This is a genomic window from Myxococcus sp. AB036A, from assembly GCF_006547355.1.
Taxonomy (GTDB): Bacteria; Myxococcota; Myxococcia; order Myxococcales; family Myxococcaceae; genus Myxococcus; species Myxococcus virescens.
The window spans coordinates 101911-125474 of sequence record NZ_VHLC01000009.1; the positions used below are offsets into that span (position 1 = coordinate 101911).

At 69.5% G+C, this 23564-nt stretch carries 26 protein-coding genes; 12 read left to right on the top strand and 14 right to left on the bottom strand.

The genetic code is table 11. The features are described 5' to 3' along the window. Positions 1-33: 33 nt before the first annotated feature. From FL344_RS06150 to FL344_RS06165, 4 genes are all read right to left on the bottom strand, one after another. Entirely contained in the window at positions 34-582 is a 549-nt protein-coding gene (locus FL344_RS06150; RefSeq protein WP_225888964.1) for a hypothetical protein, read from the bottom strand. A gap of 186 nt (positions 583-768) precedes the next feature. Next, positions 769-2571, bottom strand: a complete 1803-nt coding sequence (locus FL344_RS06155) for an amidohydrolase (protein WP_141591771.1) — start codon at positions 2569-2571, stop codon at positions 769-771. A gap of 42 nt (positions 2572-2613) precedes the next feature. Continuing rightward, positions 2614-3312 (bottom strand): hypothetical protein, encoded by a 699-nt coding sequence (locus FL344_RS06160; protein WP_228564819.1) that lies wholly within the window; start codon positions 3310-3312, stop codon positions 2614-2616. Positions 3313-3413: 101 nt separating this feature from the next. Then, the gene (locus FL344_RS06165) at positions 3414-4187 is read right to left on the bottom strand and encodes a rhomboid family intramembrane serine protease (RefSeq protein ID WP_090486063.1); all 774 of its coding nucleotides are present in this window, start codon (positions 4185-4187) and stop codon (positions 3414-3416) included. Positions 4188-4388: 201 nt separating this feature from the next. Here FL344_RS06165 and FL344_RS06170 point away from each other — a divergent pair, with 201 nt between their 5' ends. Then, positions 4389-4913, top strand: coding sequence for a hypothetical protein (locus tag FL344_RS06170; protein WP_141591773.1), 525 nt, complete (start codon positions 4389-4391; stop codon positions 4911-4913). 2 nt (positions 4914-4915) lie between these two features. Here the strand turns inward: FL344_RS06170 and rnz are convergent, their stop codons facing one another. Further along, complete coding sequence (rnz, locus tag FL344_RS06175; RefSeq protein ID WP_011550794.1) at positions 4916-5839, bottom strand: ribonuclease Z; 924 nt, start codon at positions 5837-5839, stop codon at positions 4916-4918. Positions 5840-5958: 119 nt separating this feature from the next. On the opposite strand from rnz, the gene FL344_RS06180 reads away from it, so the two are divergent. The 4 genes from FL344_RS06180 (at position 5959) to FL344_RS06195 (ending at position 11701) form a co-directional block, all read left to right on the top strand. Beyond that, entirely contained in the window at positions 5959-6636 is a 678-nt protein-coding gene (locus FL344_RS06180; RefSeq protein ID WP_194863011.1) for a DUF2293 domain-containing protein, read from the top strand. A 98-nt stretch (positions 6637-6734) separates the two neighbouring features. Then, positions 6735-7466, top strand: a complete 732-nt coding sequence (locus FL344_RS06185; RefSeq protein WP_228558118.1) for a TetR/AcrR family transcriptional regulator — start codon at positions 6735-6737, stop codon at positions 7464-7466. Next, positions 7463-8572, top strand: coding sequence for an efflux RND transporter periplasmic adaptor subunit (locus FL344_RS06190; RefSeq protein WP_141617868.1), 1110 nt, complete (start codon positions 7463-7465; stop codon positions 8570-8572). Before FL344_RS06185 ends, FL344_RS06190 begins: the two co-directional genes overlap by 4 nt. A 12-nt stretch (positions 8573-8584) precedes the next feature. Continuing rightward, positions 8585-11701 (top strand): efflux RND transporter permease subunit, encoded by a 3117-nt coding sequence (locus FL344_RS06195; protein ID WP_141617869.1) that lies wholly within the window; start codon positions 8585-8587, stop codon positions 11699-11701. 22 nt (positions 11702-11723) lie between these two features. On the opposite strand, the gene FL344_RS06200 is transcribed toward FL344_RS06195, so the two are convergent. Continuing rightward, complete coding sequence (locus tag FL344_RS06200; protein ID WP_141617870.1) at positions 11724-12476, bottom strand: hypothetical protein; 753 nt, start codon at positions 12474-12476, stop codon at positions 11724-11726. Between the two features lie 55 nt (positions 12477-12531). Between FL344_RS06200 and FL344_RS06205 the strand changes: the two genes are divergently transcribed. Next, the gene (locus FL344_RS06205; protein ID WP_141591779.1) at positions 12532-13089 is read left to right on the top strand and encodes a DUF2378 family protein; all 558 of its coding nucleotides are present in this window, start codon (positions 12532-12534) and stop codon (positions 13087-13089) included. Positions 13090-13143: 54 nt separating this feature from the next. Here FL344_RS06205 and FL344_RS06210 read toward each other — a convergent pair whose 3' ends face one another. From FL344_RS06210 to FL344_RS06220, 3 genes are all read right to left on the bottom strand, one after another. After that, on the bottom strand, positions 13144-13572 hold the full coding sequence (locus FL344_RS06210) for a hypothetical protein (protein ID WP_186817974.1): 429 nt from the start codon (positions 13570-13572) through the stop codon (positions 13144-13146). 200 nt (positions 13573-13772) lie between these two features. Next, complete coding sequence (locus FL344_RS06215; protein WP_141617871.1) at positions 13773-14339, bottom strand: DUF99 family protein; 567 nt, start codon at positions 14337-14339, stop codon at positions 13773-13775. Positions 14340-14432: 93 nt separating this feature from the next. Next, positions 14433-14636, bottom strand: a complete 204-nt coding sequence (locus FL344_RS06220) for a cold-shock protein (RefSeq protein WP_002635980.1) — start codon at positions 14634-14636, stop codon at positions 14433-14435. Positions 14637-14902: 266 nt separating this feature from the next. Here FL344_RS06220 and FL344_RS06225 point away from each other — a divergent pair, with 266 nt between their 5' ends. The 4 genes from FL344_RS06225 (at position 14903) to FL344_RS06240 (ending at position 16964) form a co-directional block, all read left to right on the top strand. Next, on the top strand, positions 14903-15460 hold the full coding sequence (locus tag FL344_RS06225) for a hypothetical protein (protein ID WP_228558119.1): 558 nt from the start codon (positions 14903-14905) through the stop codon (positions 15458-15460). Then, positions 15457-15777 carry a transcriptional regulator gene (locus FL344_RS06230; RefSeq protein ID WP_011550804.1) on the top strand — a complete coding sequence of 107 codons (321 nt, stop codon included), beginning with the start codon at positions 15457-15459 and terminating at the stop codon, positions 15775-15777. Before FL344_RS06225 ends, FL344_RS06230 begins: the two co-directional genes overlap by 4 nt. A gap of 111 nt (positions 15778-15888) precedes the next feature. Further along, positions 15889-16377: an SRPBCC family protein gene (locus FL344_RS06235; RefSeq protein ID WP_141617872.1), complete on the top strand. Its 489-nt coding sequence runs from the start codon at positions 15889-15891 to the stop codon at positions 16375-16377. Between the two features lie 41 nt (positions 16378-16418). Continuing rightward, positions 16419-16964, top strand: a complete 546-nt coding sequence (locus FL344_RS06240; protein ID WP_228564820.1) for an SRPBCC family protein — start codon at positions 16419-16421, stop codon at positions 16962-16964. 69 nt (positions 16965-17033) lie between these two features. Here the strand turns inward: FL344_RS06240 and FL344_RS06245 are convergent, their stop codons facing one another. The 3 genes from FL344_RS06245 to FL344_RS06255 form a co-directional block, all read right to left on the bottom strand. Continuing rightward, a complete protein-coding gene (locus FL344_RS06245; RefSeq protein WP_141617874.1) occupies positions 17034-17414 on the bottom strand; it encodes a hypothetical protein in 381 nt (126 codons plus the stop codon). Between the two features lie 144 nt (positions 17415-17558). Next, positions 17559-18530, bottom strand: coding sequence for an aldo/keto reductase (locus FL344_RS06250; protein ID WP_141591784.1), 972 nt, complete (start codon positions 18528-18530; stop codon positions 17559-17561). A gap of 240 nt (positions 18531-18770) precedes the next feature. Next, complete coding sequence (locus FL344_RS06255) at positions 18771-19580, bottom strand: M57 family metalloprotease (RefSeq protein ID WP_141617875.1); 810 nt, start codon at positions 19578-19580, stop codon at positions 18771-18773. A 290-nt stretch (positions 19581-19870) separates the two neighbouring features. On the opposite strand from FL344_RS06255, the gene FL344_RS06260 reads away from it, so the two are divergent. Together FL344_RS06260 and FL344_RS06265 are read left to right on the top strand one after the other, a co-directional pair. Then, positions 19871-20233, top strand: a complete 363-nt coding sequence (locus FL344_RS06260; protein WP_194858468.1) for a YciI family protein — start codon at positions 19871-19873, stop codon at positions 20231-20233. A gap of 18 nt (positions 20234-20251) precedes the next feature. Further along, the gene (locus FL344_RS06265; RefSeq protein WP_141617876.1) at positions 20252-21487 is read left to right on the top strand and encodes an RNA polymerase sigma factor; all 1236 of its coding nucleotides are present in this window, start codon (positions 20252-20254) and stop codon (positions 21485-21487) included. Between the two features lie 43 nt (positions 21488-21530). Here the strand turns inward: FL344_RS06265 and FL344_RS06270 are convergent, their stop codons facing one another. Both FL344_RS06270 and FL344_RS06275 read right to left on the bottom strand, forming a co-directional pair. Then, positions 21531-22145 (bottom strand): class I SAM-dependent methyltransferase, encoded by a 615-nt coding sequence (locus tag FL344_RS06270; RefSeq protein ID WP_141591788.1) that lies wholly within the window; start codon positions 22143-22145, stop codon positions 21531-21533. Then, positions 22129-23481, bottom strand: coding sequence for a cytochrome P450 (locus tag FL344_RS06275; RefSeq protein ID WP_141617877.1), 1353 nt, complete (start codon positions 23479-23481; stop codon positions 22129-22131). The genes FL344_RS06270 and FL344_RS06275 overlap by 17 nt, the downstream gene beginning before the upstream one ends. Positions 23482-23564: the final 83 nt, after the last annotated feature.

Genomic DNA, 23564 nt, shown 5'->3' on the forward strand with positions numbered 1-23564 from the left:
GTGGGCTGCCCGGACCGCACCGGGCAGCCTTCGCTACCCGGAGACGATGCGCCAGCGCAGCGTCCCGTCCTTGTCCGGCGCGACGATTTCCACGCGCGGATTCTTGGCGCTGGAGCATTCCAGGTACGCCCTGAAGCCCCCCGCCATCTCATGGAGGGCCACCGGCGTCTGGTAGGTGAACTGGCGCAGCAGCAGCATGCCCGTGCCGTTCTCCTCCTGGTGCAGCAGCTCCCCCTGGTCGCAGTAGGAGCGCCACATGCGCCGCGCCATCCCCAGCACCATGTTGGGCGTGGTGAAGCGCAGCACCATCTTGAAGATGGAGTGGATGTCTCGCAGGGTGACTTCGTAGCCCACCGTGTGGGCCCCCTCCGGCTTCCCGTCGAAGTGCCGGTCCACCACGTGCTGGATGATGCCGAAGTACGTCTCCACCGGCACCCAGCCCACCGCCAGCGTCGTGCGCGGGTCCGCGTGGGGTTGCAGCTCGGGAAGCAGCGACTCCACGGCCGTACGCGCGGTGTCCTCGCCGAAGCGCTCGTGCACGTAGGCCAGCAGGTTCTGGACGGTGAAGCCCTTGTAATTCACTCCGGACAATGAGGCTGTCACGCTTGCGATACCCCCCGCTCCAACCTGTGAGCCGGCCTTGGCTCACAGGAGGGTTGCGGCAAAGCCGTATGCTAGAGCACTCCACGACACGGCGGAAATAGCAGTACACGCCAATTCCCCGCGACAGCCACGTTGCGCCCTGGATTCCCCGACTGTCCTGAGCGCTCAGCGCTGGAAGGCGCGGTAGACCTCCACGCCGGCCACCACCGTCAGCCGCACCTCGGCGCCGGGCAGCGCGGTGACGGGCCCGTCCACCGGGTCCACTGACAGGGCCACGAAGTCCGCGTCCATGCCGGGCTGGAGCCGGCCACGCCGGGCTTCGGCGAAGGACGCGTGCGCCGCGCCCACGGTGAAGCCCTCCAGCGCCTCCTGTCCGCTCAGCCGCTGCTCCCCGTACCAGCCGCCTTCCGGCAGGCCCCGGAGGTCCTGGCGCGTGCGCGCCGCGTACAGGCCCGCCAGCACGTTGGGCCGCTCCACGGGGAAGTCGCTGCCCAGCGCCAGCACCGCGCCGGACGCCTTCAGCCGCTGCCACGCGTAGGCCCCGCGGATGCGCTCCGCTCCCACGCGGGCCTCCGCCCACGGCATGTCGCTCGTGGCGTGCGTGGGCTGCACGCTTGCGACGAAGCCGCTGCGGCCCAGCCGTTCGATATCCTCGGGGCGCATGATTTGCGCGTGCTCCACGCGGTGCCGGCCGGACTGGAGCGTGCCGGTGGCCTCGGCCGCGCGCGCGAGCACGTCCAGCACCACCGTGTTGGCCCGGTCTCCAATCGCATGCGTGCACACCTGGAAGCCCCGCGCCATGAAGGCACGCACGCGCGCTTCGTACTCCTCGGGGGACAGCAGCAGCAGGCCGCGGTGCCCGGGTTCGTCGCTGTAGTCCTGGTGCAGCGCCGCGCCCCGGCTGCCCAGCGCGCCATCCAGGGTGAGCTTCACCGCGCGCATCGTGAGCATGCGCCCCTCATAGGGGCCGTCCTTCAGGTACGTCTCCCGGTCGCCCGTCTGTCCATCCGCCATGGCGTAGACGCGCAGCGGCAGCTTGCCTTCCTTGTCCCAGCGCTGGAGCAGGCGGAAGGTGCGCAGGTCCATGCCCGCGTCGTGGACACCGGTGAGGCCCACTTGCGCGCCGCGCTGGAGCGCCGCGGTCAACTGCGCCGCGTGCTGCGCGTCCGTGGCGGGGGGCAGCACGGACTCCACCAGCTCCATGGCGTTGTCCACCAGGATGCCGGTGGGCTCTCCGCCCTCACCCCGGAGGATGCGCCCGCCCGCCGGGTCCTTCGTGTCACGGGTGATGCCCGCGCGGCGCAGCGCCTCGCCGTTGACCCACAGCGCGTGTCCGTCCACGCGGCTCAGCGCCACCGGCCGCAAGGGAAAGCGCTTGTCCAGGTCGGCGCGCGACGGGAAGGTCTTCTCCGGCCAGTCGTTCTGGTCCCAGCCGCGGCCCAGCAGCCACTCGCCCTGGAACGCGGAGGAGGGCGCCAAGGTAAGCCGCTCCAGGGCCTCCTCCTTGGTGTCCACGCCCTGCAGGTCCACCGTCACCAGGCCGCGGCCCAGGCCCGCCAGGTGCCCGTGCGCGTCGGTGAGGCCCGGCACCACCGTGGCGCCGCCCAGGTCCACCACGCGCGCGTCCTTGCCGGCGGCGGCGAGCACCTCGTCCCTGGTGCCGGTGGCCAGCACCTTGCCGTCCTTCACCGCGAGCGCCTGCACCTGGGGCTTCGCCGGGTCCAGCGTCCGGATGCGCTCGGCCACGTACACCGTCGTGGTGGCGGTGGGCTCCGGCACGGGGACCGGGTTGTCATCCACGGGCGGCACGCGCCGGGTGCAGCCCGAAAGGCTTGTCAGAAGGAGTACCGCCCCGAGGAGTCCACCACCGAGTCGTCGTAGCGTCATGTCTGGCACCTGTCTGGAAGCCCGCGCCAATTCCTGGCGCGTCCGGCGCGACACTCTGGCGCACCTGGAAGGGGAGGCCAAGCATGGGCGTCCCCCTCCAGGCGTGTTGACGTCACTGCACGGTTACAGGTTGGTGGGGCAGGGCTGCGAGCGCGGCGAGCAGCCCGTGGACTCCACCTGGTAGGTCAGCTCGTACTTGCCGCCGTGGCCTTCGAGAATCGAGGTGAAGGTGCCCGTCTGGCCACGCAGCGTGGTCCAGCCAATCTGCTCCTGCACATCGAAGATGTGCATGCTCTTGTCCCAGAGCGCCACCAGCTTGCCGCCCGCGCCCACCGTTTGCGTCGTGAACTGCAGCGGCGGCGGATAGGAGTTCAGGGGGCTCCACTCCACCCGCTTGTTCGGCGTCATGTAATCGTCGTTCCAGATGACCTCGGACTGATTGTCGCCGGTGACCTCTGCCTCCAGCCAGGCCTCGTCGTTGCCGTCGATGTCCGACGTGGTGATGCACTTCAGGGACAGCAGGTTCGCCCGCCAGAACAGCGTGTAGTAGGGCCAGTCGGGGTCGGGCTCACCGCCACCACCGCCGCCCTCACAGGATGGGTCATTGCACTGCGCCGGCGGCGCCAGGCCGGTCTCCTGCAGCTGCTTCTCCAGCGCGATGATGTCCACCGGCTTCGCGTCCGCCGCCTGCGCGTCCACGCTCTCCACCGCGTCCGTCTCCACGGGCGTCTGCGACGGCTCCATGGGCTCCGTACCGCAGGCCGTGAGCGCGAGCACCGCGCCCATCGTCAGCCCCAGCGTCTGTCGCTTCGTCTTGCTCATCCGCATCTGCGCTTCCTTCAGGTGTCTGGCCCCAGCAGCCTGGATACGCAGTGGTTCCCGAAGTCTGGCAATTCACAGATGCGGAAAAAGTCAGAGCCCCATCACGGATGGTTGGGATGGAGCCGGTGGCGCATCGACGTGCGCTGGTTCGTGTAGCGCGTGTTCTGGAACAGCTTGATGAGCGCCATGCCCGCCACGAAGCCACCGATGTGCGCCCAGAAGGCGACGCCGCCGGACGCCTCCGCGCTGACCGTGTTGAGCTGGGGCAGGCCGCTGAAGAGCTGCACGCCGAACCACCACAGCAGCACCGCCCACGCGGGCACGGGGAAGACGCGGATGAAGATGACGATGATGAACAGCATGTTCACCCGCACCCGTGGATAGAGCAGCAGGTACGCGCCCATGACGCCGGAGATGGCGCCGGACGCGCCCACCGTGGGCACCGGCGAGCCCGGGTCCACCAGCAGGTGCGCCGCCGCCGCGGCCAGTCCGCACAGCAGGTAGAACACCACGAAGCGCAGGCGGCCCATGCTGTCCTCGACGTTGTTGCCGAAGACCCAGAAGAAGAGGCAGTTGCCCAACAGGTGTCCCCAGCCGCCGTGCAGGAACATGGAGGTGATGGGGGTGAGGAGATTGATGGGCTCGTTGTCCACCACGCACGCCAGCCCATCTCCCAGGGGAACGGGGAGTCCCAGCGCCGCCTTGCCCGTCAGCTCGCCGGGCACCATGCCCAGGTTGCAGACGCTGGCGGCCAGCCGGTAGGCGTCCAGGCCCGCGCCCTGGATGAAGACCCAGACGAAGCCGATGGTGCCGAGCAGCAGGTACGTCACGACGGGAGTGCGGAGGGTGGGGTTGTCGTCGCTGATGGGAATCATGTGGGGGCCCCATCATGCGCGTTCCCCTGGCCGGGGGCGGCGGCGGAGGGGGCCTGGATGTGCGGCGCTGGACGCATGGGCACCCATACGGACGGAGCGGGTGGGATGCTTGCCCAGGGAAACCATCCCCGGGGAGACTTGGCGGTGGGAAGAAGGTTGAGGGATGTTGAGCCGCCTCACACTCCCGTGGAGTCCTGAGAAATGAACCTGTCGATGCTGTCGCGCGGCGCCGCCGCGCTCCTCGTGGTCGCTGCGCTGTCCCTCACCACCACTGGTTGCGCCGGCCGCCGCCGCGAAGCCTTCCTGCTGGAGAAGGCGCGCAACCACGTCTACCGCAAGCCCGTGGCGGAGGTGTATCCGCAGGCGCTCGCCCTGCTGAAGGAGAAGGGCTACTCCTTCAAGACGGGCCAGAGCGGCTTCGAGGCCACCACCGAGTGGTTGATGCAGGGTGCCCCGTCGTCGCTGGGCACCACCCAGGTGCGTTACCTGGTGCGCGGCATCGAGAAGGGCCCGGGCCAGTCCTCGGTGGAGTTCACCCGGCAGCTCGTCACGCAGTCCGCGGGCGCCGCCAACACCTCCGGCCGCGCGCCTGACGTCTCCGAGCCCGCCGTGCGCGCCGACGGCGGCAACATCACCCGGGACGAGGCGCTGGAGTGGGAGCTGGTCCAGCGCGTGGACGCCGAGTCCGCGTCGGCCCTGCGCGCCGAGTCCGAGAAGATTCAGTAGCCTCAGTCCCGGAGTGGCAATTCGACGGTGAACCCGTCGAAGGCCACCTCCACCGGCCCCTGGTACTCCTCACGCGCCTGCGTGAGCAGCTTCGAGGGGTCGGTGTCGTGCCGGCTGGAGAGGTGGGTGAGCACCAGCCGCCGTGCTCCCGCCTCGCGCGCCACACGCGCCGCTTCCCGCGCGGTGGAGTGCCGGGTCTCCACGGCCCGCTCCTGTTCGTCGTCGGAGAAGGTGGACTCGTGGACCAGCAGGTCCGCGTCCTTCGCGGCCTTCACCAGCGCCGGGCACGGGCGCGTGTCCCCGGAGATGACCAGCCGGCGCCCCGGGCGTGGCGCGCCGAGCACGTCCTCCGGCTTCACCGTCCGCCCGTCCTCCAGCGTCACCGGCTCGCCCCGCTGGAGCTTTCCGAAGCTGGGGCCCTCTGGCACGCCCAGTGAGCGCGCCACGTCCAGGTTGAAGCGCCCGGGCCGGTCGTCCTCCACCAGCGCGTAGCCCAGGGCGTTGATGCGGTGGTCCACGCCCACCGCGTGGACCGCGTAGCCCTTGCGTGGCACCACGTCACCGTCCTTCAGTTCGTGAATCTCCACTGGGAAGGACATGGACTCCACGCCCAGGTGGACGGCCTGGTGGAGCAGGCGCTTCGCGGAGGGCGGGCCGTACAGGTGGATGGGCTCGGAGCGCCCCGTCATGCCCAGCGTGCGCAGGAAGCCGATGATGCCCAGGTAGTGGTCCGCGTGGAAATGCGTGAAGAACACCGCGTCCACGGTGAAGCCGGTGCCGTAGCGCACCATCTGCCGCTGGCTGCCCTCGCCGCAGTCGAAGAGCAGCAGGTCCGAGTGCGCCTTCACCGCGAGTCCGGACAGGTTCCGGTGCAGCGTGGGCTGCGCGGCGGATGTACCGAGGAACGTGAGCCTGAGGAGGGACATGCCGGCACTTCCCACGCGTTGAGGACCTCCCGCGCCAGGCAACCGCCGACGCGAGGGGGCCATTTACCAGGGTTGGAGGCACCCATGCTATGTGGCCGCCCCCGACCTCGGACTTCACCATGCCTGAATCCCTGACCTTCGCGCCGACTTCGGACCCTCGCCGCGTGCGCGCGCCGGATGGCCGCGTGCTCACCGTGCCGGACGGCTGGGCCCTGCTTCCCCCCGGTGACGCCGGGCTCACCCGCCGCGTGAAGGCGGCGGGGCCCTCCTGGACCGTGGCGGAGAAGGTGGGCCGCAAGCTCTTCTCCCGGGGCGTGTGGGCGCCGGAAGCGCACATCCTCCACGCCCGCGCCGCCCTCGAGGCCGAGCGCGCCACCCCCGCCTACGAGAAGAAGCTGGCCGCAGGACGCGAGCGCCGCGCCCGCGAGCAGGAGGCCTACGAGGTCGACTTCGCCAACGCCGTGCTGCGCTTCCTCGCCTTCTCCCCGGCGTGGCTGCCGCACGCCAAGCGCATGGCGGTGCTCGTCGCGGCCCATGCCACCCCCGTGGGCAGCGGCACCGTGGCCCGCACGGAGCGCATCCCCCTGGAGCGCCGCGCCGAGGCCGCCGTCATCGCGTGGATGCGACATCAGACCACGAGCTACGACGACATGCGCATCGCCCGGGTAAAGGGTGCCCGGCGGGAGGTGCGCCGGGAGCTGGCGGACATCTCCCGCGCCGTGCTGGACCTGCACCGCCGCGATGTCCCCCACGGGCCCTCGGCGTGCCCGCTGTGCACCGCGCTGACGCGGACCTGAGCGGCGGAACGCACCCACAGTCGCAGCTCCTGGGTTACTGACCCGGTGTTCAGAAACCTTGCGTGGTTAATGACCGGCGGGTTAGGAATCCGGCCAGCATGGCCCGTCCCGCCGACCCTCACGCTCGGAGTGCGCTGGTGTCCGCGGCCCGGCGGGAGTTCGCTCGCCGGGGGCTGAAGGGCGCGCGCATCGAGGACATCACCGCCGCGTGCGGGCTGTCCAAGGGCGCCTTCTACCTGCACTTTCCGTCCAAGGAGGCGCTGTTCGGGGAGGTGGTGGGCGCGTTCGAGTCCGGGCTGATGGAGATGAACGGGCGTCGCATGGCGCGCATGGAGGGCTTCTTCCAGACGCACGGCATCCCGGGAGCGCAGGACCGCATCGAGCGCAGCGAGCGCTACCTGCGGTTCCTCCAACTGGAGAAAGAGCACGACCTGGAGGCCCTGGACTGGGTGTGGGAGTTCCGGGACGTGTCCCTGGTCCTCACCAGCGGCAGCCAGGGCACGGAGTTCGAATCCCTGCTGTGGCGCGTGACGGATGCCCAGGTGGAGCGCATCTCCCACGACTTCCGGCGGCTGCAGGAGGCTGGCGCCATGGACCCGGAGTTGGACGCGCGAATCTTCGCCTCCATCATCGTCGGGTCCTTCCTGCTGCTCTCCACGCAGATGGCGCGGCTGGATGAGAAGCCGGACCTGAACGCGTGGGCGAACACGCTCCAGCGGCTGTGCCAGGAGGGCACCCGTCCGGCGTTGCCCGCCCCGTCCAAGCGTGTTGCGCGCCGGCCCCGGGCCGCCGCGGAGAAACCCCGAAAGACCCCGAGGAAACGCTCGTGAAACCCAACCTGAAGCCGTCCGCTGTCCGCGTGTTCGCCGCGGCGGGCATGGCCACCGCCGTGCTGTCGCTGACCGCATGCCAGAAGGCGGATGCCTCGTCGTCGCCGCCCGCCAAGGGTCCGGCGCAGGAGGTGGTGCCCACGGTGAAGGTCGTCTCCGCGCGGACGGTGCGGGCCGCGCCGAGCGAGTCGGTGACGGGGACGCTGTTTCCCGCGCAGGGATTGATGGTGGGCTTCGAGGTGGGGGGCCGCCTGTCGGTCGTCCGGGTGAAGAAGGGGCAGGGGGTGAAGAAGGGCGACGTGCTGGCGCAGCTGGACCCGGAGATCGCCGACGCACAGGTGGCCCAGGCCGAGGCCGCGGTGGCCGCCGCGGAGGCCGCCTCCACCATGGCCGCCGACGTGGCCGCCCGCAACGAGAAGCTCCAGCAGCAGGGCGGGGTGAGCGAGGTGGCCCACCGCACCGCCAGCGCCAATGCGGCGCAGGCGCAGGCGCAGTGGATGGCCGCCAAGGCGCAGCTGGCCCAGGCGCGCGCGTCCCGCCGCCGGCACGACCTGCGGGCGCCCTTCGACGGCACCATCATCGACGCACCGGAGCAGACGGGCGCGACGGTGGCGCCGGGCACGCCGCTGTTCAACCTGGAGCGCCTGGACACGCTGCTCTTGAAGACGACGGTGTCGGAGGCCCTGCGCTCGCAGCTGGAGCCCGGCGCCAAGGTGCGCGTGGAGTCGGTGGGCGCGCGCGTGTCCTCGGACGAGGCGGTGGTGCGCACCATCCTTCCCTCCGCGGACCCCGCCACGCGCCGCATTCCGGTGGAGCTGGCCGTCCCCAACGCGGATGGCCGCTTCGTGGCGCACACGCTGGCGCGGGCCGTGCTTTCACTGGGGCAGGCGCAGGACGCCCAGGTGCTGCCGGGCACCGCGTTGTCGGCCCTCAATGGGGACCATGTCTGGGTGGTGGCGTCCGGTCAGGTGCGCCGCGTGGACGTGCGGGTGTTGGAGCGGCGCGAGCAGGGCGAGGTGGTGGTGCTGGCGTCCTCGCCGCTCGACTCCGTCGTTGACCACCCCACTCCGGGCCTGTCGCAGGGCGCCCGCGTCTCCGTGAAGTAGGGAGCCCTCCCCATGCTGCTCAGCGACGTCTCCATCCGCAGGCCCGTCTTCACCGCGATGTTGTCGCTGTGCCTCGTCGTGCTCGGCCTCATGGGCCTGGGCCGCCTGGGCACCGACCTCTATCCGGACGTGTCCTTCCCGGTGGTGGTCATCAACACCGTCTACAAAGGGGCGGGTCCGGGCGAAATCGAAACGCAGGTCATCAAGCCCATCGAAGACGCCGTCGCTGGCATCAGCGGCGTGGACAAGATTCACTCCTACAGCCGGGAGAACGTGGGCATCGTGGTGGTGCAGTTCAAGATGACCGCCCCGCTGGACCGCGCGGTGCAGGACGTGCGCGACAAGGTCGCCGGCATCGTCAGCCGCCTGCCTCAGGACGCGGACGCGCCCGTCATCGGCCGCGTGGACCTGGGGGCCACGCCCATCCTCACCTACGCCGTCTCCGCGGAGCTGCCCTCGCAGGAGCTGCGCCGGCTCATCGACGACCGCGTGAAGCCCGCACTCGCGCAGTTGGAAGGCGCCGCCGAGGTGCGCGTCACGGGAGGAGATACGCGCGAGGTGCAAATCGACATCGATTTGGACAAGGCGCGCGCGGCGGGCGTGTCCCCGCTGGGCATCGCCCAGCGCGTGGCGTCGGAGAACCTGGACCTGCCCGCGGGCCGGCTCCAACTGGGCGCCTCCGAGATGACGGTGCGCTCGCTGGGGCAGTTCCAGAACGTGGATGAAATCCGCGACCTGCCGGTGGCGCGCAGCGCGACGGGCGCGCAGGTGCGGCTGGGCGAAATCGCCAGCGTGACGGACGGCGTGGCGGAGCGGCGCACCCTGGCGCGGCTCAACGGGCAGGACGCCGTCATCCTGGAAATCGTCAAGCAGCCGGGCTCCAACACCGTCGCGGTGAGCGAGGCGGTGCGGAAGGTGATGGCGCAGATGGGCTCGGTGGTGGGGCATGGCTTCCAGGCCACGCTGCTCATCAACCAGTCGGACATCATCCAGGAGAACGCGCACGAGGTCTGGGTGGCGCTCATCTTCGGTGGCGCGATGGCGGTGCTCATCATCCTCATCTTCCTGCTGGACGTGCGCGGCACCTTCATCTCGGCGCTGGCGCTGCCCACCTCCGTGCTGGGCACCTTCTTCGTGATGTACGTGCTGGACTACACGCTCAACCAGATGACGCTGCTAGGCCTGTCGCTGGCCATCGGTCTGCTCATCGACGACGCGGTGGTGGTTCGCGAGGCGATTACCCACCGGCTGGAGAAGGGGGAAGACCCGGAGAGCGCCGCGTCCAACGGCACCAAGGACGTGGGCCTGGCGGTGCTCGCCACCACGCTGTCGCTGGTGGCGGTGTTCGTGCCGGTGGCCTTCATGCCTGGCATCGTCGGCCAGTTCTTCCGGCAGTTCGGCATCACCATCTCCGTGGCGGTGCTGATTTCCCTGTTCATCTCCTTCACGCTGGACCCGATGATGTCGGCGCGGCTGGCGAAGCGGCGCGTGCCGGGCGAGGTCCGCCAGGAGAACGCGGTGGCCGCGGCGCTGCGCCGCTTCCTGGACGGCACCGAGCGCGTCTACGAGTCCATCCTCCGCTGGGTGCTGGCGCACAAGTGGACGACGGTGGGCCTCACGTTGGTGCTGCTGGTGGTGTCCTTCGGAGGCGCCAGCCGCCTGGGCATGGAGTTCATGCCCGCGGAGGACCGCTCGCAGTTCTTCGTGGACCTGACGCTGCCGGACTCGGCGAGCATCCGGGAGACGGAGGCCCGCACCGCCGACGCGGAGGCGCTGCTGCGCCAGCTTCCGGAGGTGACGGACGTTTACTCCATCGTCGGCAAGGACGGCGATGTGAACAAGTCCCGCATGCGCGTGCTGACGGTGGGCAAGGACGCGCGCACCAAGGGCATCCAGGTGCTGAAGGAGGACGCGCGCGCCCTGCTGGAGCCAGGGCTGGTGGGCACGCGGGTGAACCTGAGCGACCCGCCCATCCTGGAGGGCATGGGCGACTACTACCCCATCATGGTGCGCATCACCGGACCGGACCTGGTGCGCGTCAACGAGGCGGCCGAGCGCGTCGCGGGCATCCTCCGCGAGCTGCCGGGCACCGCCGACGTGCGCGTGGAGTCCAACCCGCCCAAGCCGGAGATGCAGGTGCTCATCGACCGCGCGCGCGCCAGCGACGTGGACCTGCACGCGGGCGCGCTGGCCACGCAGTTGCGGCTGGCCATTGGCGGTGACGTGGTGGCGAAGCTGCGCGAGGGCATCACCGAGACGGACATCCGCGTGCGCCTGTCGGAGAAGGACCGCGCCACGCCGGAGCGCGTGCGCCAACTGGAGGTGTACACGCCCAGCGGCCTGCGCCCGCTGACGGACGTGGCCCGGGTGGAGATGAAGAACGGCCCCAGCCTCATCGAGCATGAGAACCGCGAGCGGCAAATCGCCGTGTACTCGCAGTTGGGCCCGGGCGCGGCGCTGGGCGACATCGCCCGGGAGCTGAAGGCGCGCGTGGCGGCCCAGCCGCTGCCACCGGGCTACGCGCTCATCTACGACGGGCAGATGAAGAACCTGGACGAGCAGAACGACGCCTTCGGCGCGGCGTTCGGTCTGGCCTTCATCTTCATCTACATGGTGCTCGCCAGCCAGTTCGAGTCCTACAAGCACCCGCTCACCATCATGGTGTCGCTGCCACTGGCCCTGGTGGGCGCGCTGCTGGGACTGGTGGTGACAGGCTTCCACCTGTCCATGGGCGCCATGATTGGCATCATCCTGCTGATGGGCCTGGTGACGAAGAACGCGATTCTGCTCATCGACGGCGCGCTTCAGAACCTGCGGGAAGGTGACACGGTGGACGAAGCGCTGCTCAAGGCGGGCCCACGCCGGCTGCGGCCCATCCTGATGACGAGCGCGGCCATGGCCATCGCCATGGTGCCCACGGCGGTGGGCACGGGCACGGGTTCGGAGTTCCGCGCACCCATGGCCATCTCCGTGATTGGTGGCGTCATCACCTCCACCTTCCTCACGCTGCTGGTGGTGCCGGTGGTGTTCGCCGGCATGGAGCGCCTGGGCTTCAAGCGCGGCCGTCGGCGCGATGATGCCGCCGCGCCGCCGCACCAGGTGGAGCCCAGGCCCGGTCAGGCGGCCTGAGGTCCACAGGCGCGGGGGGCGTTCATCCCCCCGCGTACAGCGGCGCCATCGCATCCACGATGGCGCCCATCAGCCGCTGTCCGTCGGGCGTGTCCGGGCAGAGTCCGCCCCAGACGAGCGTGAGGCGCTCGGCCACCGGGCGGAAGTACATTCGCCCGCGCATGCGGACCGGCTCGTAGCTCTCCCGGCCGCCCACGAGGTAGTCCTCTTCTGGCACGCCGAACACGGCGTAGTACGTGAGGTCCGGCGCCTGCGCGTCCTGCACCCGGTGCAGTCCGCTGGGGATGATGCAGCTCACCTCCGCCATGTGCCACGGGCCTTCACGGCCCTGGCGCACGTCCAGCACCTCGAAGCACATCTTCGAGGCGGGGCAGCCCAGCTCTCCGGCCGTGAGGAAGTTGTAGTCGAGCCGCGGAATCTCCAGCATCTCGTCCAGGTCCGGGCGGCCGTCGCGGGTGAATCCCCACGGGCTGCCATCCCGCTTGTACGAGCGGATGCCGTAGGCACCGTAGAAGACGTTGTACCAGGGGCTGTGCGGGTTGAAGTAGTTGGAGCAACCGGCCCGCTCCGGGAAGTCTCCGATGGTGAAGGCCACCAGCAGGTCCATCAGCCGCTTGGTGTCGAAGGCCATGAAGGGTTCATGCGCCACCGCGCCAATCGACCCGCGGATGGCGGGCACCGGTGTGGCGATACCGGCCTCCGCCAGGAAGTTCTTCTTCCCCGGCAGCGGCGTGGCTTTCATGGCCAGGATGGCGAGCTCTCGTTGCAGACCCATGGAATTCCTACCCCCTCGCCGCACATCCTAGCGGAGGAAGGGTACACTGCTGAACATGCCGGAGAAGCTCGTCTTCGAGCACACCTTGGAGGGTCTCTTCGTGCGGGGACTGGGTGCCCGCGTCACCCCTGTGCTCCGCGAGCGGCTGCGGGAGGTGGGCGTGGACCTGGAGCGCAAGCTGCAGCCCGCCTACGCCTTTGAAACATGGTGCTTCGCCGTGCGCGTGGCCGCGCGCGAGCTGCACCCGGACGTGCCCGACGACGTGGGCTACGCGCTGCTGGGTGAGCGCATGGTGGACGGCTACCGGGAGACGGTGCTGGGCCGCGCGGCCTTCGGTGTGATTCAGCTCCTGGGCCCCCGCCGGTGCGTGAGCCGGGCCCGGCAGATGTTCCGCTCCGGGAACAACTACACGGAGACACGCCTGGACGACGTGTCCCCCACCGAAGTGGACCTGTGGATGAACGAGGCCGGGGCCATCCGCTACTTCACGCAAGGCGCGCTACGCGCGGGACTGCGCGCCGTGGGAGCGCCGCATGCCGAGGTGCAGGTGCGCGCCTTCACCGACGAAGGCGTCACCTACCGGCTCACGTGGCGCAACGGCCACGAGGCCTGAGCCTGCTGGGATTCCAGGGGCTGGAGCCGTCCTGCTCCAGCCTGGAGGTGTGTCTCAGCGCGCCGCGTGCTCCACCGCGTCTTCCGGAGCCGCGCCCAGGAAGTAGCGCGAGCGCGCCTTGGCGAGCTGCGAGTGCGCTTCCTCCAGCGACACGCAGTCCACCGTGATGTCGTTGTCCGCCGCCGCCGCCGAGGCCACCCGCGCCGTCTGCAGCCGGGCGATGGTGGAATCCGAGACGTGCGCGCACATGACGCAGCCCATCTGCCGGCCGTAGGCCACCACCTCTCCGAAGAGGCTGGCGGACTCCGGCTCCAGGGTCCTGAGCCCACGCATGTCCGCGAGCACCAGGTGTCGTCCTCCTCCGTAGGAGTCTGTTTCGTGACGATACCGGCTCGCGAAGTCCCGCATCTCGTTCGGCCTGACGAACCCACTCAACCGCACGGTGACGGTACGGCGATTCTTGTCATTGATGACTTCGAACATGCGTGCGCCCTCCTCGCGAGGCAAAGATTAACATGAAGACAAACGGGGTTCCATGCGGCCCCCCAGGGCAGGTTCATGGCTGGAAGAGTGTGCAAGCGTGTCTGGGTTGTCTGGCGCCGGTGGAAGTTTCCGCGCGCTGGCACCCGCATGTGGTGACGGCGCAATCCTCCGCCAGGAGGTGAAGCCCGTCTGGAAAAGGCTCAGGCGCGCTGACTGCTCTGGCCGGTGACGACGGCGGAGCCGATGAGGTGCGCCAGCCGCAGGGGCTCGGGGACGAGGCCGCGGTCCGTCACGCGCGCCAGCGCCTCCGCCACCCAGGCGGGCTCCGCGCCCTGCACCTGGAAGGTGAAGCCTCCCAATTGGTGGATGGGGCCCGCGCGCTTCAGCTTCGCCCAGCGCGCGTCCGCGCGAGGCAGACGCCGCAGCGCGCGCTCCACCGCGTCCAGGTCCGGTGGCCGCCGCATCACCGCCACGCACGGCCGCTTCAGCCGGCTGGCCAGCAGGGGCAGGTCCACGACGTTGAAGCCGCCGAACGCAATGCCATCCAGCAGCACCAGGTGGAGCTGCGGGAGGAACTTCCCGCCTTCCAGCAGCCGGCACACCTCCCGCGTGGCGTTCCAGCCGTCGCGGCGCACCCGTCCCCAGACGAGTCCTTCGAAGCGCGTGCCTCCACACACCACGCCCGCCAGGGGCACGGCGGCGCCGGGGCGGCGCGCGAAGGGGCCGTCGTCGAAGCCGATGACACGCGGGAAGCGGGGCAGGCGCATGGGCCACGCAGCCTCTCAGGGGGCGCCCGCAAAGAGAAAGCCCGGACTCGCCATCCGCGAGACCGGGCTTTCATGGCTTCGCCGGACCGCCGTTCAGGCCGCGCGAACGTTCTGCGCCTGCAGACCCTTGGGGCCCCGGCCTACTTCGAACTCCACCTTCTGGCCTTCCTGCAGGGTGCGGAAGCCATCCATGTTGATGGCGCTGTGATGGACGAACACGTCCTCACCGCCGCCGTCCTGCACGATGAACCCAAAGCCCTTCGCATCGTTGAACCACTTGACGGTACCGGTTGCCATGAATCGCGTTCTTTCGTTCCAAAGCGGCTGGGTGGCCGCGGATATCGCCCTCTCAGAAACTGAAGGGCTGTACTGCGAGCCATAGTCTGCCCGGGGCGGGCCACCGAGTGGAAGCCCCCCTGGTTCCCCAGCAGCCAGGAATTCGCGGGTGGACAGGCTTCCTACCCTCGGTGCCCGGGCAGGCGAGGCGCGCATCGCCATGCGTCACGGGCCGCGTGCCTACCGTAGTGGCGACTTCACGACGGCAAGACTGGAAGGAGCGCCACATGGCTGAACCGCAGACCCTGAGCCCGTCCACCCCCAGACTCGTCCCGCCCCCGGTGCCTCCGGAGGGGCGCTTCCGGCGGGGCGTGCGCCGCGCCATGGACCGGAGCGCCGCCGCTGGCATCATCTCCCGTCCGCTCCTGGGACGGCTGCCGTTGCGCCGGTGGGTGCCCCAGGACCTGCACTCGCTCATGGACTACAAGGGCGGGACGGCCTCGGTGGTGGCGGGGGTGTTGTCCGGAGATGCCGTGGCGAAGTCCGCGGGCATTGCCCTGGGGTCCACCATCCTCGGTGTGTCATTGTTGACGGACTACCGCATCAGCTTGACCAAGCTCATCCCCATCGAAGCGCATGAAATCGCCGACTATGCCTTTGGCGCCGCGTCCATCCTCTCGCCCTTCGTGCTGGGCTATGCGAAGCGCAGCCCGCTGGCCGCGGCCATCCACGTGGCGGTGGGCGTGACGACCGTGCTCGCATCGCTGGTGACGGACTACCGGTGCCAGACGGGCATGCACCTGGGCGGCGAGCTGGCGACGGACCCGGGGGCGATTGGCGCGTGAGTGCCCCTGTTCCTCCAGCGCGCGGCAGCACCGTGCGCGGCGCGCTGGAGGCGGCGCTGACGTCCGCTCCGGAGAGCGGCCTCACCGCGAAGGACCTCTCCGCCCTGGTGGGCATCTCCGAGAAGGACGTGGCCGGACACCTGGAGCACCTGGAGAAATCCCTCAAGGTCCAGGGCGCCCGCCTGGAGGTGTTGCCCGCCTCATGCCTGGCGTGTGGCTTCACCTTCAAGGACCGCAGGCGCTTCACGCGGCCCGGTGCCTGCCCCCAGTGCCGCGCCACGCGCATCGATCCGCCGGCCTTCCGCGTCATCGGTTGAAAGCGCCTGGGGACGCCGTCCCGGGCCCGGTGGAAATTTCACCATTCGGTTGACAATCGAGCGGTGGTTGCAGAAATACTCAACCAACTGGATGAATATTGGGAGTGCGTCATGGCGTCGACAGGGAATGACAAGGGTGCGCCGGTTGCCACGGCGATGATGATGATTCGCCGTCCCGTGGCGGACGTCTTCGCGGCCTTCGTGGACCCCGCAATCACCACGAAGTTCTGGTTCAGCCGGGGCAGCGCGCGGCTCCAGCCCGGCGGCACGGCGCAGTGGTTCTGGGACACCTATGGCGTGTCGGCCACCGTGAACGTGTTGGACTTCGAGCCCGGCGCCCGCCTGCGCATCGAGTGGGGCGACCCGGGGGCGATGACCTTCGTCGAGTGGACCTTCACGGCGCTGTCGCCGGACCGCACGTTTGTCCGCGTCGTCGAGTCCGGCTTCCGGGGTGACGACAAGGCCGTCGTGGCGCGAGCGCTGGACAGCACCGGTGGCTTCAACCTGCTCCTCGCCGGGGCCAAGGCCTGGCTGGAGCATGGCATCGCGCTCGCGCTCGTTCCGGACCATGTCCCCGAGGACGCGCGGCACCTCGTCTGACGCCGCGGTTCCCCCCACCCCCACGCATGACCGAAGGCGCCATGAAACGAGACTCGCACGCCCGCCTGTTGTCCTCCGACACCGTCCGTATCGAACGCCTGCTGCCCGGCCCCATCGAGCGCGTGTGGGCCTATCTCACCGAGCCGGAGAAGCGCCGGCTGTGGCTCGCGGGCGGCCCCACGGAGACGAAGGTCGGTGGCAAGGTGGAGTTGCTGTTCCGCCACGCCGAGCTGTCAGAGGAAGGCGGCGCCCCACCGTCGCGCCATGCGGACATGGCACAGGGCCACGTCAATGTGGGGCGCGTGACGGCGTGTGAGCCGCCGCACGTGTTTGCCTATACGTGGGCGGAGAACCACGGGGACCCGTCAGAGGTCCGCTTCGAGCTGACCGAGCGCGAGGACGGCGTTCTGCTGACCGTCACCCACGTGCGACTCGATGGCCGGGACTCCCTGCGCAGCGTGGCGGGCGGCTGGCATACGCACCTCGACCTCCTGGTCGACCGGCTGAATGGACAGCGCTCGCCGGACTTCTGGGAAGCCTACGAGCGCGTCCACGCCGAGTACGTCACGCGCCCGGGCTTTGAGTAACGCGGTTGCTGGCGCTCCCGCGGTGCATCCGGGGGCGGCCCTTGGAGGACCGCACCCGGAGGTCCGTGCCTACTTCGGCTCTTCGGGGACGAAGCGGCAGTCCGGGTCGCTGATGGCGCACAGCTGATTGCAGCAGCCATCCGCCCGGCAGCTGCAGATGGGCTCCTGGATGATGGGCCTGCAGCTCTGTGAGTTGCCGTTGCAGGTCACGGTGCCGCCGTTGGCGCTGTTGGCCGAACAGGCGAAGCCCGTGCCGTAGCACGACTTGATATTCCCACCCTCGCACTCGATCTGCACGAAACAGTCACCGGTCAGCGCGGCCTCCTGCGTGCGGAAGTGGTCCTCGGCGGTGACGTCGTTACCTACCTGGGTCTGCTCCTCGGTGGGCACGGGCCCGCAGGAGGTCAGCATCACCAGCGCCATGACGAAGATTCCAGCCATCGACTTCATGAGAACCTCTCTTCTGTTGGGGGATACCGCGGCTGGGAATATGAGAGGAATTCCCAGCCGTCAATAGTGACACTCCGTGGTGATTGGGTGTCTTTTCCGACCGTTTGAGAGGGATTTGTAACCTTTTATGTCTCGCCCGGTGCGTCACCAGGCGTAGTCCTCCGGGGCGGGCTTGTGGCCCGGGAAGATGTCATCCAGGCGTGACAATGTTTTCGCATCAAGTGTGACATCGGCCGCGTGGACCGCGGCATCGAGCTGGGCGGACGTTCGCGGTCCGATGATGGGCGCGGTGACAGCGGGCTGGTGCAGCAGCCACGCCAGCGCGACGTCACCGGGCTGATGCCCGAGCTCGTCGGCGAGCGCCTCGTAGCGCTCGATGCGGTCGCGGTGCTTCTGGAGGGCTTCCTTGGCGCGTCCTTCCAGACGGCGCTTGCCCTCGCGCTCCTTGCGGAGCACGCCGCCCAGCAGTCCGCCCTGGAGGGGAGACCAGGGGAGGATGCCCACGCCATGGAACTGCGCGGAGGGCAGCACCTCCAGCTCCACGGTGCGGGCCATCAGGTTGTAGAGCGACTGTTCGCTGACCAGTCCGGTGAAGTTGCGCCGTGCCGCCACGGCCTGGGCCTGGGCGATGTGCCAGCCCGCGAAGTTGCTGCTGCCGACGTAGAGCACCTTGCCCTGCGCCACGGCCACCTCCATGGCCTGCCAGATCTCCTCCCAGGGCGTGGCGCGGTCGATGTGGTGGAACTGATAGAGGTCGACGTAGTCCGTGCGCAGCCGCTTCAAGCTGGCATCCAGCGCGCGGCGGATGTTGAGCGCGGACAGCTTGCCCTCGTTGGGCCAGTCCCCCATGGGCGCGTAGAGCTTGGTCGCGAGCACGGTGCGCTCGCGCCGCCGGCCGCCCTTGGCGAACCAGTTGCCGATGACCTCCTCGGTGCGGCCCTTGTTCTCCCCGAAGCCGTAGACGTTGGCGGTGTCGAAGAAGTTGATGCCGTGGTCGAGCGCGGAATCCATGATGGCGTGGGACTCCGGCTCCTCGGCCGTCCAACCGAAGTTCATGGTGCCCAGGCACAGCCGGCTGACGGAGAGCCCCGAGCGGCCCAATTGCGTGTACTTCATGGCGACTCCTCGATGGCCGGAGGCAGGCTCCCTCCACCGAGGACGGCCCGGCCGTTCACCGCCCCGCGGGTGCCGTGCATTCAGGGCATCCGCGGCGCATGGGGGCCAGGGGTTTGCGGTGACGCCCACGCCAGGTGTCGGACAGCCAACCGGGGCGCGTGTCGAGGCGGCGTTGGTGAAACGAAAAAGGCCACCGCCATGAAGGCGGTGGCCCTTGGGGCCGACGGAAGACCGTGGGGCTTACGGGTACAGCGCGCGGGCGCCGCTGCGGTCGTCGCTGGTCAGCACCAGGTCACCCGTCTGGGTGCCGCTGCACTGCGGGTAGTGCATGACGGAGCTGGAGTCATACGGCGTCAGCGCGCGCCAGGCGTTGTCCTCGTAGCAGCCGGTGCTGGTGAGGCGGGTGTGCTCGTGGCGGAAGCCCAGCACGTGACCCAGCTCGTGGCGAAGCACGCCCTCCAGCGTCCAGGGCGCGATGTTCTGGAAGGACGTGGTCGAGATGAGGACGTTGGCGCTGCGGCGGGCGCTGTTGGGGAAGAAGGCGCGCGCCAGGTACTGGGCCGTGTTCGTCTGGTTCACGTCGAACACGACGTTGTTGTTGCGGTTCGTGCACTTCGAGTCTTCAGCGCTGACGTGGACGAACTTGACGTTGGCGGCCGCCTCCCACTCCGCCGCGGCGCTCTTCATCGCGTTGACCACGCGCGTGTAGTTGCCGCCGAACTTGGTGCTCACGCAGTACGTGAGGTTGAGGGCCTGGCTGGCGCTCCACTTGATGTCGCGTCCACCGCTGTAATACACGGCCAGCGCGCCCTGCTGCGTTCCAATGCCGCCAACGGACTGCTCGTAGAACTCGCGCAGCTCCGACTCCGTCGGCAGGAAGATGTCACCGTCGACGACGAAACCACCGGACTCGGGCTCCTGATACGCGCCGGCGCGGAACTCCTCGAACGAGACCTGCTGCGTATCCTGCGTCTCGGACTCAGGGGCGCCGCACGCGGAGCCAAGGACGGAGATGCCTGCCAGAAGCGCAATGGAGCGAAACTTAGCCATGGTGGACCTCGGAGCGAATTCTCGGAATTGAAACGAAAAGCGAGAAGAGGACCCCGGCACCGGGAAAACGGACACACAGGTTCACGCGAATTCTGAAATGGGGCTTGAGTCTCACTGGAAGTGAGAGAGTCTGCTCTGACTCAGGGTGAATCGGCCGCCATCGACGGCGGGCGCTGGGGGCGGTTAACCGAAAAGAAATCCCCCGTGAAAAGGCGGTCGATTCACGGCGGTTTCGTTCGACCACGGAAGCAGGGAGGCTCTTCTCCCGCTCACCCGTGAGGCACGGACCCATGAAGTACCTGCTGATGATCTACGAGAACGAGAAGGCCGCCGAGGCGATGTCGGAGGCGGACGTCCAGCGCGTGATGGGGGAGTACGGCACCTTCGAGGCGGCCATCCAGCAGAGCGGGCACTTCATCTCGGGCGAGGAGCTGGAGCCCACGACGGCGGCCACCACGGTGCGCATCCGCGACGGCAAGCGACTGACGACCGACGGCCCATTCGCGGAGACGCGGGAGCAACTGGGCGGCTTCTTTCTCGTGGAGGCCAGGGACCTCGACGAGGCGATTGGCATCGCGTCGCGCATTCCCAGCGCGCGCAGCGGCTCCATCGAGGTGCGGCCCGTGCGGGAATTCGTCAGGCCCCAGGACTGACGCCGGCTCCCGCGCGGCATGATGGACACCTCCTCCATTCTCGAACGGGCGCACCGTGAGGATTACGGGCGCATCGTGGCCACGCTCATCCGCGTGCTGGACGGCGACTTCGGCGCGGCGGAGGAGGTGGTGCAGGACGCCTTCGCCGCGGCCTTGAATCAGTGGCCGCGCGAGGGTGTGCCGCGCGAGCCGGCCGGTTGGCTGATGCGTGTCGCGCGCAACAAGGCGGTGGACCGCATGCGGCGGTCCGCTCGCCTGGAGGCGCGCGTGGGCGAGTTGGAGGCGGTGGCGCCATCCGTGGACGACGCCGAATGGCAGACGTTGCCGGACGACTCGCTGCGGCTGCTCTTCACCTGCTGTCACCCCGCCTTGTCACCCGAGGCCCAGGTGGCGCTCGCGCTTCGTTGCCTGTGTGGGTTGACGACGGAGCAGATCGCCCGCGCCTTCCTCGTGTCGCCCGCCACGCTGGCCCAGCGACTGGTGCGCGCGCAGCGGAAGATACGCACCGCGCGCATCCCCTACGTCATCCCGGAGCCCGAGGCGCTGGGAGAGCGCACCGAGGGCGTGCTGCACACGCTCTACCTCGTCTTCTCGGAGGGCTACGCGGCCACGGACGGGCCGGCGTTGCTGCGAGTGGACCTTTGCGAAGAGGCCCTGCGCCTGGCCCGGCTGGCGCGCTCGCTGCTCCCAGGCGACGCGGAGGTGGCGTCCCTGCGGGCGTTGATGCTGCTTCACCACTCCCGCCGCCGGGCACGCGTGGCGGCGGATGGCGGGCTGGTGCTGCTGGACCGGCAGGACCGCTCGCTCTGGGATGGCGCGCAGCGGGACGAAGGACTGGCGGAGCTGGGAGCCGCGCTCGCCATGGGGGCTCGGGGGCCGTACACGGTGCAGGCGGCCATCGCGGCGCTGCATGCCCAGGCCCCGCGCGCCGAGGACACCGACTGGGCGCAGATTGCCGCGCTGTATGCGCGGCTGGTGGTGCTGACGCCGGGACCCGTGGTGGCGCTCAACCATGCCGCCGCCGTGGCGATGGCCCGCGGCCCCGAGCACGGATTGTCCCTGGTGGATGACCTGGAGGCCTCCGGACGGCTGGCGGACTACCATCTGCTGCCGGCCGCGCGCGCGGACCTGCTCCGGCGTCTGGGGCGCAAGGACGAGGCCGTGAGTGCCTACCGGCGGGCGCTGGCAATGGTCCGCACCGCGCCCGAGCGGCGTTTCCTGGAAGCGCGGCTTCGCGAGCTGCTGGCGGAGTGAAGGGGCCCGCGCTGGCTTCGTGGTGGGAGCGACAGCGCCTGGGTCAGTCCTCTGTCGATGAGGAAGGTGGCACCCGTTCGATGGTGGCGAGCCAGGCCTGCGCGCCCTCCGGGTCGGTCTGCTCGTAGTGTGCCTCCCGGATGGACTTCACGCGCCAGCCTTCCCCGAAGGCCGCGCTCAGTGCCTCCGGTGGAACGGCACGCGGTCCGTCGCGGAAGTACAGCGCATGGTAGTGCCCGCCGGGCCGGAGCACGCTCGCGAGGCTGGCGGCGAACGCGGGCCGGTCTCCAGGCTCGAAGACGTGGAGCAGGGCCGAATCAATGACGGTGTCGAAGCGCCGGCCCAGCGTGGCCAGCTCCAGGGCGTTGCCCACACGCAGGTCCACGTCGAGCCCGCGCAGACGGGCCGTCTCGCGCGCCCGCTGGATGGCCGGCTCCATCATGTCCACGCCGCACACCGGCAGGCCCTTGGCCGCTAGAAAGAGGGCGTTCTCCGCGAAGCCGCAGCCCACGTCGAGCACCTCGCCGGAAATCGCGCCGGCCTCCCACAACTGGACGAAGGCCCGTTGGGGCCGGCCGATGTCCCAGGGTGCGCCCAGCAGGTATGCCGAGCGGAAGAACTCGCGCCGGACCGCTGCCCCTTCATGCTCCCGCCGCATGCCGCACCTCGCCTTCCTGTGTTTGGTGAGAGCGATGCCGCGGAATCAGCCGGACCCCGAGCGGCTGGAGCGCGAGCGCCGGCCGGGGCCGCACCACGCAGCCTGGTGCCAGCTCGAGCCGGAACCGCCGCGCCACGCACGCGGTGATGAGCACCGTCTCCATCATCGCCAGCGCCGAGCCGATGCAGAACCGGGGGCCGCCGCCGAACGGGAAGTAGACGTACCGGTGCATGCGTTGGGCGTCCTCGGACAGCCAGCGCTCTGGACGGAAGGACTCGGGGGCGTCGAAGTAGCGCGCGTCGCGGTGGGTGACCCACTGGCTCACCGCCAGCATCGTGCCCGCCGGGACGTGGAACCCACCGAGCTCACAGTCGCGCAGCGCCTCCCGGCTGGTAATCCACGCCGGTGAGTACAGGCGCATGGCCTCCTTCACCACTGACTCCGTGTAGCGCAGGCGCGGAAGGTCCTCGGCGCCAGGGAGCCGGCCCCCGAGCACCGTCTCCAGCTCCGCCACCAGCCGGGCCTCGGCCTCCGGGTGCTGGGCCAGCAGGTACCAGGCCCACACGAGCGCGTCCGCCGTCGTCTCGTGTCCGGACATGATCATCGTCGCCAGCTCATCGCGCAGCTGGGCCTCGGAGAGGGGTACCGGAGCGGACAGCAACAGGGCGAGCAGGTCCGTGCGCGACTCCGGTTGCTCCCGATAGCGGCGCACGAGCGTCGCCAGCAGCGTGTTGAGCCGGCCCAGGGCGCGGCGCAGGCGGAGGTTGGTGGGCGTGGGCACCCAGATGGGCGGCCGCAGGGGACTGTCGGTGTGCCGCATGACGGCGTCCACGGCGTCAGCCACGTGGCGGGCCTCGTCGTCGATGGGCGTGTGGAAGAGGAATCGGCTGACGATGTCGAGCGCCAGCGCGGATACGTCCGCGTGCACGTCCCGCGCGTCGCCCGGGCGCCACGTCTGGAGCATCGTTTCGGTGAGGGCCACCACGGTGTCACCACACGCAGCCACGTGCTTGCGATGGAACGCGGGCTGGACGAGGCGCCGCTTGCGCAGCCAGTCCTCGCCCTCGCTGTTCATCATCGCTTCGGGAAAGCCGCCTTTGTGACGCTTGCCTTGGCCCACTCCGGCGAGCTTCACGAAGTTGCCGTCGCCGTTGACGAGGACGCGTTCAATCAGGTCCGGGTGATTGAGGAGGAAGTTGCGCTTCCCCAGGCGCACCACGTCGCCGTACTCCCTGGCGCAGCGGGTGAGGAATCCCAGCGGGTCCTCGGAGAACTCCACCAGGTTGCCAGCAATGAAGTGGCCCTGAGGCCCCGGCGGAAGGCGCACCTGTGGCATGAACGGGTCCTGGAGGAGGGGAACTGCCGCTGGCGCAGGTGGAGCGAACCCTGCGCTCCACCCACGTCGACCAGCTCTTGAGA

Coding starts and splice junctions, on each gene's coding strand:
- FL344_RS06220 (WP_002635980.1), bottom strand. CDS start 14,636: ATGGCAACCGGTACCGTCAAGTGGTTCAACGATGCGAAGGGCTTTGGG.
- FL344_RS06240 (WP_228564820.1), top strand. CDS start 16,419: ATGAAACGAGACTCGCACGCCCGCCTGTTGTCCTCCGACACCGTCCGT.
- FL344_RS06165 (WP_090486063.1), bottom strand. CDS start 4,187: ATGATTCCCATCAGCGACGACAACCCCACCCTCCGCACTCCCGTCGTG.
- FL344_RS06265 (WP_141617876.1), top strand. CDS start 20,252: ATGATGGACACCTCCTCCATTCTCGAACGGGCGCACCGTGAGGATTAC.
- FL344_RS06185 (WP_228558118.1), top strand. CDS start 6,735: ATGGCCCGTCCCGCCGACCCTCACGCTCGGAGTGCGCTGGTGTCCGCG.
- FL344_RS06275 (WP_141617877.1), bottom strand. CDS start 23,481: ATGCCACAGGTGCGCCTTCCGCCGGGGCCTCAGGGCCACTTCATTGCT.
- FL344_RS06270 (WP_141591788.1), bottom strand. CDS start 22,145: ATGCGGCGGGAGCATGAAGGGGCAGCGGTCCGGCGCGAGTTCTTCCGC.
- rnz (WP_011550794.1), bottom strand. CDS start 5,839: ATGTCCCTCCTCAGGCTCACGTTCCTCGGTACATCCGCCGCGCAGCCC.
- FL344_RS06205 (WP_141591779.1), top strand. CDS start 12,532: ATGCCGGAGAAGCTCGTCTTCGAGCACACCTTGGAGGGTCTCTTCGTG.
- FL344_RS06250 (WP_141591784.1), bottom strand. CDS start 18,530: ATGAAGTACACGCAATTGGGCCGCTCGGGGCTCTCCGTCAGCCGGCTG.
- FL344_RS06180 (WP_194863011.1), top strand. CDS start 5,959: ATGCCTGAATCCCTGACCTTCGCGCCGACTTCGGACCCTCGCCGCGTG.
- FL344_RS06200 (WP_141617870.1), bottom strand. CDS start 12,476: ATGGGTCTGCAACGAGAGCTCGCCATCCTGGCCATGAAAGCCACGCCG.
- FL344_RS06260 (WP_194858468.1), top strand. CDS start 19,871: ATGAAGTACCTGCTGATGATCTACGAGAACGAGAAGGCCGCCGAGGCG.
- FL344_RS06215 (WP_141617871.1), bottom strand. CDS start 14,339: ATGCGCCTGCCCCGCTTCCCGCGTGTCATCGGCTTCGACGACGGCCCC.
- FL344_RS06255 (WP_141617875.1), bottom strand. CDS start 19,580: ATGGCTAAGTTTCGCTCCATTGCGCTTCTGGCAGGCATCTCCGTCCTT.
- FL344_RS06235 (WP_141617872.1), top strand. CDS start 15,889: ATGGCGTCGACAGGGAATGACAAGGGTGCGCCGGTTGCCACGGCGATG.
- FL344_RS06170 (WP_141591773.1), top strand. CDS start 4,389: ATGAACCTGTCGATGCTGTCGCGCGGCGCCGCCGCGCTCCTCGTGGTC.
- FL344_RS06245 (WP_141617874.1), bottom strand. CDS start 17,414: ATGAAGTCGATGGCTGGAATCTTCGTCATGGCGCTGGTGATGCTGACC.
- FL344_RS06160 (WP_228564819.1), bottom strand. CDS start 3,312: ATGAGCAAGACGAAGCGACAGACGCTGGGGCTGACGATGGGCGCGGTG.
- FL344_RS06210 (WP_186817974.1), bottom strand. CDS start 13,572: ATGTTCGAAGTCATCAATGACAAGAATCGCCGTACCGTCACCGTGCGG.
- FL344_RS06225 (WP_228558119.1), top strand. CDS start 14,903: ATGGCTGAACCGCAGACCCTGAGCCCGTCCACCCCCAGACTCGTCCCG.
- FL344_RS06195 (WP_141617869.1), top strand. CDS start 8,585: ATGCTGCTCAGCGACGTCTCCATCCGCAGGCCCGTCTTCACCGCGATG.